1 protein-coding gene is annotated in these 3,249 nt (G+C 66.7%); it reads left to right on the top strand.

Annotated features, from left to right (window positions below; genetic code table 11):
• Positions 1–3,249: non-ribosomal peptide synthetase (locus HUW62_RS46505; RefSeq protein WP_176438106.1), on the top strand; the 3,249-nt coding region annotated here is incomplete at both ends.

Genomic DNA, 3,249 nt, shown 5'->3' with positions numbered 1-3,249 from the left:
CCAACGGCAAGCTCGACAGGAAGGCGCTCCCGCCTCCCGACTTCGCCGCCGCCACTTCTGGCGACGACTTCGATCCACCTTCCACTCCTACCCAGACGCGTCTTGCCTCCATCTTCGCCGACGTCCTCGGCCTGGAGCGCGTCAGCGTCCACGGCGACTTCTTCGAGTTGGGCGGCCACTCCCTCCTCGCCACCCAGGTCGTCTCCCGCATCCGCTCCACCTTCGACGTTGAGTTGCCCCTCGGTGAGCTCTTCTCTTCTCCCACCGTCGCGCTTCTCTCCGAGCGGCTGGAGTTGCTCCACGGCTCCTCGTCTCGCCAGCCCGCCCTCGTCCCTGTCGACCGCACTCAGCCGCTGCCCCTCTCCTTCGCCCAGCAGCGCCTCTGGTTCCTCGACCAACTCCAGCCTGGCGCTTCCACCTACAACATCCCCTGGGCTCTCAAGCTCACTGGCAACCTCAACGCGGAGGCGCTGCTCCAGTCCCTCAACGCGCTGATTCAGCGCCACGAGGTGCTTCGCACCCACTTCGCCATTCACGAAGGCCAGCCCGTCCAGCGCATCCAGCCGGATGTCCGCGTGGCGCTGCCCGTCGTGGACCTGCGCGCCCTGGACTCCTCCGCTCGCGACGCTGAAGCCCAGCGGCTGATGCGTGAGGAAGCGCTTCACTCATTCGACCTGTCTCGTGGCCCCCTGGTGCACGCCTCCCTCGTGCGCCTCGCCGATGACGAGTACCTCCTGCTCGTCACCGCTCACCACATCGTCTCCGACGGCTGGTCCATCGGCGTCATCGTGCGGGAGATTGCGGCCTTCTATCGTCAGTTCGCTGGTGGTGAGCCTGCGCAGCTCGCGCCGCTGCCCATCCAGTACGCCGACTTCTCCGTCTGGCAGCGTCAGTGGCTCCAGGGCGACGTCCTCGCCGAAGAGCTTGCCTGGTGGAGGCAGCAGCTCTCCGACGCTTCCACTTCGCTCGAACTGCCCACCGACAGGCCGCGTCCCGCGGTCCAGACGTATCGCGGCGCAGTGGTCCCCATCGCGCTGTCGCGCGAATTGACGCAGGCCGTGAAGGCCCTGGCTCAGCGCGAGGGCGCCACGCCCTTCATGGTGCTGTTGGCCTCGTTCCAGACCTTGCTGTCTCGATACTCGGGCCAGGATGACATCTCCGTCGGCTCGCCCGTCGCGAACCGCAATCGCTCCGAGACCGAAGGCCTCATCGGCTTCTTCGTCAACACGCTGGTCCTTCGTGCGCGAATCGGCTCACGTCAGTCCTTCCGTGAGCTGCTCTCACAGGTTCGCACGTCGACCCTGGCCGCCTACGAGCACCAGGATGTCCCCTTCGAGAAGCTCGTCGAGGAGCTCCAGCCTCAGCGCGACCTGAGCCGCTCGCCCCTCTTCCAGGTCACCCTCACCCTTCAGAACGCGCCCGAAGAGGAACTCGAGCTCCCCGGTCTCACCCTCAGCGGGATGGCCGCGAGCATCGAGACCTCGAAGTATGACTTCAGCCTTTTGCTCGAAGAGGGCGCCAACGGCTTCACCGGTATCCTCAACTACAACACCGACCTCTTCGACGCGGCGACCATGGAGCGCCTCGCTCAGCACTACGCGGTGCTGCTCGGGGGGCTGACTGCTTCGCCCGATGTCCAGCTCGCCTCGGTTGCGATGCTGACGCCGGACGAGAAGCAGGTGCTTCCTTCGTGGACCGGCACCACGTCCGCCTACCCGCGCGACGCGTCCATCCACTCCCTCTTCGCTCAGCAGGCTGCTCGCTCGCCCGACGCTGTCGCTGTCGTCTCCGGCGAGGAGTCACTCTCCTACGCCCAGCTCGACTCGCGCTCCAACCAGCTCGCTCATTACCTGCGCTCGTTGGGTGTGCTTCCGGGCTCTCGCGTCGCTGTCCGCCTTGACCGCTCCGCGGACCTCATCGTCTCCCTCCTCGCCATCCTCAAGGCGGGGGCCGCCTACGTCCCTCTCGACAAGGCCTGGCCTTCCGAGCGTCTCGCTTTCGTTCTCCGTGAGTCCGCCGCGGGCGTCGTCCTCTCTCACTCCGACGTCGTCGACGACTTGCCGGCCTTTGGCGCCGTCCTCCTCGTCATCGATGAGGAGACTTCTCGCATCGCAGGCCAGCCTTCTTCCACGCTGCCTCTGGATGTGACGGGCAATGACCTTGCCTACGTCATGTTCACCTCCGGCTCCACGGGCGAGCCCAAGGGGGTCTGCGTCCCTCACCGCGGCGTCACTCGCCTCGTCTCTTCTTCTTTCATCTCCTTCGGAGCCTCCGACGTCTGGCTCCACGCCGCTCCCGTCGCCTTCGACGCCTCCACCCTCGAAATCTGGGGCGCCCTCCTCCACGGCTCCAAGCTCGTCCTCGCTCCTCCTCACTCGCTGTCTTTGGAAGAGCTGGGCTCGCTGCTCGTCCGCGAGGGCATCACCTCTCTCTGGCTGACGGCCGCTCTCTTTGAGCAGATGGTTGCCACTCAGCCCGTTGCGCTCGCTGGCGTGCGCCAGGTGCTCGCCGGTGGTGACGTCCTTCCGCCGTCCCGCGTCCGCGAGCATCTCGCTCGCATCCCTTCGGGCCACGTCCTCGTCAACGGCTACGGCCCCACCGAGAACACCACCTTCTCCGCCACCCACTCGCTGCGGCACGGAGACTCTGTCTCTCGCTCCGTCCCCATCGGCGCGCCTCTCTCCAACTCCTCCGCCTTCGTCCTCGACTCCTCCTTCCGGCTGTTGCCTGCTGGCGTTCCCGGAGAGCTCTTCGTCGGTGGCGACGGACTGGCCTGGGGTTACCTCAACCGCGCTGACCTCACCGCTGAGCGCTTCGTCCCGCACCCCTTCTCTTCTTCTCCGGGTGCTCGCCTCTACCGCACCGGGGACCGCGTCCGCTGGCTGCCTGACGGCACCCTCGAGTTCCTCGGCCGCTCCGACTTCCAGGTGAAGGTGCGTGGCTTCCGCATTGAGCTGGGCGAAGTCGAGGCCGCCGTCCGCCTCTTCTCCGGCATCCAGGAAGCCGTCGTCCTCGCTCGCGAGGATGTCCCCGGTGACAAGCGTCTCGTCGCCTACTTCACCTCCGCCGAATCCTCCGTCGACGCCTCGGCTCTGCGCGCCTTCCTCCTCCAGCGCCTGCCCGAGTACATGGTGCCGGCCGCTCTCGTCTCTCTCTCCGCTTTCCCGCTCTCCGCCAACGGCAAGCTCGATAGGAAGGCCCTCCCTCCTCCCGACTTCGCCGCCGCCACTTCTGGCGACGACTTCGCTC

Source organism: Myxococcus sp. AM011, from assembly GCF_013372595.1.
Classification (GTDB): Bacteria; Myxococcota; Myxococcia; order Myxococcales; family Myxococcaceae; genus Myxococcus; species Myxococcus eversor.
The sequence above is the reverse complement of the archived record's forward strand: the minus strand, read 5'-3'. Positions and strand labels throughout refer to the sequence as shown.